Genomic DNA, 257 nt, shown 5'->3' on the forward strand with positions numbered 1-257 from the left:
TAAGACACTCAGGCGGTCCCGCTGACTGCCCGGGGTGTAGGGCTGGCCGTCCGCTTTACGGTGGCTTCTCAGCCAGCGCTGGTAACTTTCCAGTAACGGCAGGCTGACCTGCGGTGCCGTCATCACGCCACGCGCTTCGCACCAGTTGACGAACGGCAACAGCCGTTCTTCATAGGACTCCTGAGTCCGTTCGCTTAAGCCCTGTCCCTGCACGGCTTCCAGCCAGGCCGCCAGATGCTGGCGTAAAGTGGCGAAGC

Annotated in this window: 1 pseudogene; it reads right to left on the reverse strand. The window is 62.6% G+C overall.

The annotated features are described in order from the left end of the window. Positions 1-257: pseudogene (locus tag ABR397_RS23940) on the reverse strand (site-specific tyrosine recombinase XerC); the annotation flags it as partial.

The organism is Photorhabdus viridis, from assembly GCF_040256935.1.
Lineage (GTDB): Bacteria > Pseudomonadota > Gammaproteobacteria > Enterobacterales > Enterobacteriaceae > Photorhabdus > Photorhabdus viridis.